Origin of the sequence: Protofrankia sp. CiP1_Cm_nod2 (assembly GCF_920664355.1) — a bacterium.
In the GTDB taxonomy this organism is placed as follows: domain Bacteria; phylum Actinomycetota; class Actinomycetes; order Frankiales; family Frankiaceae; genus Protofrankia.
Genome location: NZ_CAKKTL010000056.1, coordinates 12,475 through 16,238, shown reverse-complemented (window position 1 = coordinate 16,238; position 3,764 = coordinate 12,475). Strand labels below are relative to the sequence as shown.

Below are 3,764 nucleotides of genomic sequence, written 5' to 3'. Positions count from 1 at the left end.
CAGTGGTCGGTCAGTGGGCCGCGTTGCCGTTGCCGCGGCGGCGTGCGGCGGGGCTGGTCAGGGACGGCGGCTGGTAGCCGGCGTCCTCCGGGTTGATCGTCGTACCCGGCGGGACGATCTCGTCGATACGGTCCAGCACGTCCGGTGTGAGCGTCACCTTGACGGCGTCGAGCTGGGACTCGAGCTGTTCGAGGGTCCGCGGGCCGATGATCGCCGAGGTGACGGCGGGATGCTCCAGGACGAAGGCGAGGGCCAGGTGGATCAGGGACAGCCCGGCATCCTGGGCCAGCAGGGCCAGCCGCTCGACCGCCTCGAGCTTGGCGACGTTCGCCGGCCGGCTCAGGTCGAACCGGCCGGGGACGAGCGCGCTGCGGCGCGACACCGGCGGTTCGGCGCCCTTGCGGTAGCGCCCGGACAGCCAGCCGCCGGCCAGCGGGCTCCACGGGATCACCGCCAGGCCGTAGCGCTGCGCGACCGGCAGGACCTCCCGCTCGATGCCCCGGGCCAGGATCGAGTAGGGCGGCTGCTCGGACACGACGCGCTCGCGCCCGCGGCGCTCGGCGGTCCACTGCCCCTCGACGATGCCCGACGGCTCGAAGGTCGACGTCCCGATATAGCGGATCTTGCCCTGGTGGACGAGGTCGCTGAGGGCGCCGAGGGTCTCATCGAAGTCGGTGCCCGGCTCGGGGCGGTGGACCTGGTAGAGGTCGATCCAGTCGGTCCGCAGCCGGCGCAGGCTGTTCTCGACCTCGAGGGCGATCCACCGCCGGGAGTTGCCGCGCTGGTTGGGCCGGTCGCCCATCACCCCGTGGAACTTCGTCGCGAGCACCACCTCGTCGCGGCGGCCACCGGCGAGGGCCTTGCCGACGATCTCCTCGGACTCACCCTGTGAGTAGACGTCCGCGGTGTCGATGACGTTGATGCCCGCGTCGAGCGCGCGGTGAATGACCGCGATGCTCTCGTCATGGTCGGGACTGCCCCAGGCGCCGAACATCATGGCCCCGAGTGTCAGCGGACTGACCTGGACTCCGGTTCGTCCGAAAGGGCGAAGCGACACGTGCCCCACGCTCCTCGTGAGATTGGCTCTCCGTTGCGACACAGCCCCCACCGCATCTGCACCCAACCGGTCGGACGGGCCGGTAATTCCCACGTCAGAGGGGTGTCAGAGGGGCAGCTGGTCCAGGGCGCGGAAGATGCGCTCCACCGATACCGGGTAGGCGGTGCGCAGGGTCTGGGCGAACAGGCCGACCCGCAGTTCCTCGATCATCCAGCGAATCCGCTGGAGCTCCTCGCGGTGCGGGCTGTCCGGCGGCGTCCGGTCGAGCAGCCGCCGGTGTTCCAGCGTCACCTGCTCGACCTGCAGCATGCGCTGCCGGTCGCGGTCCGGGTCGGACGGGAGCTTCTCCAGCCGCCGTTCGATCGCGGCCAGGTAGCGGGCGACGTCGGGCAGCCGCTGCCAGCCGGTGGCGCTGACGAAACCCGGATAGACCAGCCCCGAGAGCTGGGAGCGGATGTCGTCCAGCGCCGGTGCCAGCGCGGCGGGGCCGGCGCTCGTCCCCGCCCGCCGGGCGGGCTCCCGCGACCGTGCCGACTGCGCCTGCGGCTGCGGCTGCGGCTGCGTGCGGGCCTGCCAGTCGGCCAGCTGCCCGGTGACGGTGTGCGCCGTGGCGAGGACGCGTTCCACCTTCGTCACCACGTCGAACGCGGTCTCGTCCAGGTCGGCCTGGACGATGCCCCGCAGCTTGGTGAACCCGTCGGCGTCCCACACCGGCCCGCCGGCGGCCGCGATCAGCTTGTCGGCGGCGCAGGCGACGCAGTCGTCGAGCAGCTCGACGACGCCACGGTACGGATGGTGACTCAGCGTCAGTTTAGCCGTGTTGCTCAGCCGCGCGTTGATCTGCTTGACCGGGGACGGCATGTTCAGCAGCAGCAGGCGCCGGCAGCCCGGCCACATGGCCTGGCGCGCCTCGGCCTCGGTGGCGAACACGCGGATCGCCACGCTGCTCCCCTGGTCGACCAGCGCGGGATACGCCCGCGCCGGCCGGCCGGGGCCGGGGCGCTGCCGCTCCACGAGCTGCGGAAGCGCGTCGAAGTCCCAGCCGCGCAGGCCGTCGCGCTCGACGCCGTCGGCCACGGTGCGGACCGCCGCGCGCATCGTCGGCGCCAGCTGGTCGACGAGCGCGGCCAGGTCCTTGCCCTCGGCGAGGGTGTGCTGCTCCTCGTCCACCACCCGGAACGTGATCCTGAGATGGTCGGGCACCCGGTCGAGCTGCCAGGACTCCCGCGGCACCACCACCCCGGTGAGACGCTCGAGCTCGCGTTCCAGCACGGCGAGCAGCGGCCCGTCCGCCGGGGCCACCGCCGCGAGCACCCGCGCGGCGTAGTCGGGCGCCGGCACGAAGCCGCGCCGGATCTGCTTGGGCAGCGAGCGGATCAGCGCGGTCACCAGCTCCGCCCGCAGGCCCGGCACCTGCCAGTCGAAGCCGTCGGAGCTGACCTGGTTGAGCAGCGGCAGCGGGATGCGCACGGTCACCCCGTCGGCGTCCGTGCCGGGCGCGAACTGGTAGGACAGCGCCAGCGTCAGCTCCCCGTGCCGCCAGGCGTCGGGGTAGTCGCGTTCGTCGACGCCGTCCGCGCCGGCCCTGACGAGCATGGGCGCGGAGAACGCCAGCAGGTCCGGCTGGGAGCGGCGGGCCTTCTTCCACCAGCTGTCGAAATGGCGGCCGGAGACGACGTCGGCGGGGATCCGCTGGTCGTAGAAGTCGAACAGGGTGTCGTCGTCGACGACGATGTCGCGCCGGCGGGCCCGGTGCTCAAGCTCCTCGGCGTCGTCGAGCAGCCTGCGGTTGTCGTGGAAGAACGCGTGGTGCGTCTGCCAGTCGCCCTCCACCAGGGCGTGGCGGATGAACAGGTCCCGGCACAGGGCGGGGTCGACCGCGGAGTAGTTCACCCGGCGGGAGGCCACCAGCGGCAGCCCGTACAGGGCCACCTTCTCGAAGGCGACCACGGCGGCCTGCTTCTTCTCCCAGTGCGGTTCGCTGTAGGTGCGTTTCACCAGGTGCGGCGCGAGTGCCTCGGCCCATTCCGGCTCGATGCGCGCGACGGTCCGCGCCCACAGCCGGGACGTCTCGACGAGCTCGGCGGCCACCAGCCAGCGCGGCGGCTTCCGGAAGAGCGCGGAGCCCGGGAAGACCGCGAACCGGGAGCCCCGCGCCCCCTGGTACTCCTGTTTGTCGGCGTCCCTGACGCCGATGTGGGACAGCAGGCCGGCGAGCAGCGCCAGGTGGATGTTCCGCGGGTCGGCTGGGGTGCCGCCGACGGGTATTCCGAGACTTCTCACGACCTGGCGCAGCTGGCCGTGGACGTCCTGCCACTCCCGTACCCGCAGGTAGTTCAGGAAGTCGGCCCGGCACAGCCTGCGGAACTGGTTGCCCGACAGCTGCTCCTGCTGTTCCCGCAGGTACTCCCACATGTTGAGGTAGGCGAGGAAGTCGGACTGCGGGTCGGTGAAGCGGCCGTGTTTCTCCGCGGCGGCCTGCTGCGCGTCGACGGGACGTTCCCGCGGATCCTGGATGGACAGCGCGGCGGCGATGACCATGACCTCGCGGACGCACCCGTTGTCGCCGGCCGCCAGCACCATGCGGGCCAGCCGCGGGTCGAGGGGGAGCTGCGCCAGCTTGCGCCCCAGCGGGGTCAGCCGCATCTGCGCGCCGGCCCGGCCCGGCGTCTCCGGCCTGTCCGGCTGTGCCTGCGGCCTGTCCGGC

The 3,764-nt window shown here is 72.4% G+C and carries 2 protein-coding genes; both read right to left on the bottom strand.

Annotated elements, in window-relative coordinates; genetic code table 11:
• Window positions 1-10 precede the first annotated feature (10 nt).
• Window positions 11-1,057, bottom strand: coding sequence for an aldo/keto reductase (locus tag NBW84_RS08665; RefSeq protein ID WP_250283433.1), 1,047 nt, complete (start codon window positions 1,055-1,057; stop codon window positions 11-13).
• A gap of 105 nt (window positions 1,058-1,162) precedes the next feature.
• Window positions 1,163-3,764: ATP-dependent RNA helicase HrpA (gene hrpA, locus NBW84_RS08660; protein WP_250283431.1), on the bottom strand; the 2,602-nt coding region annotated here is incomplete at its 5' end.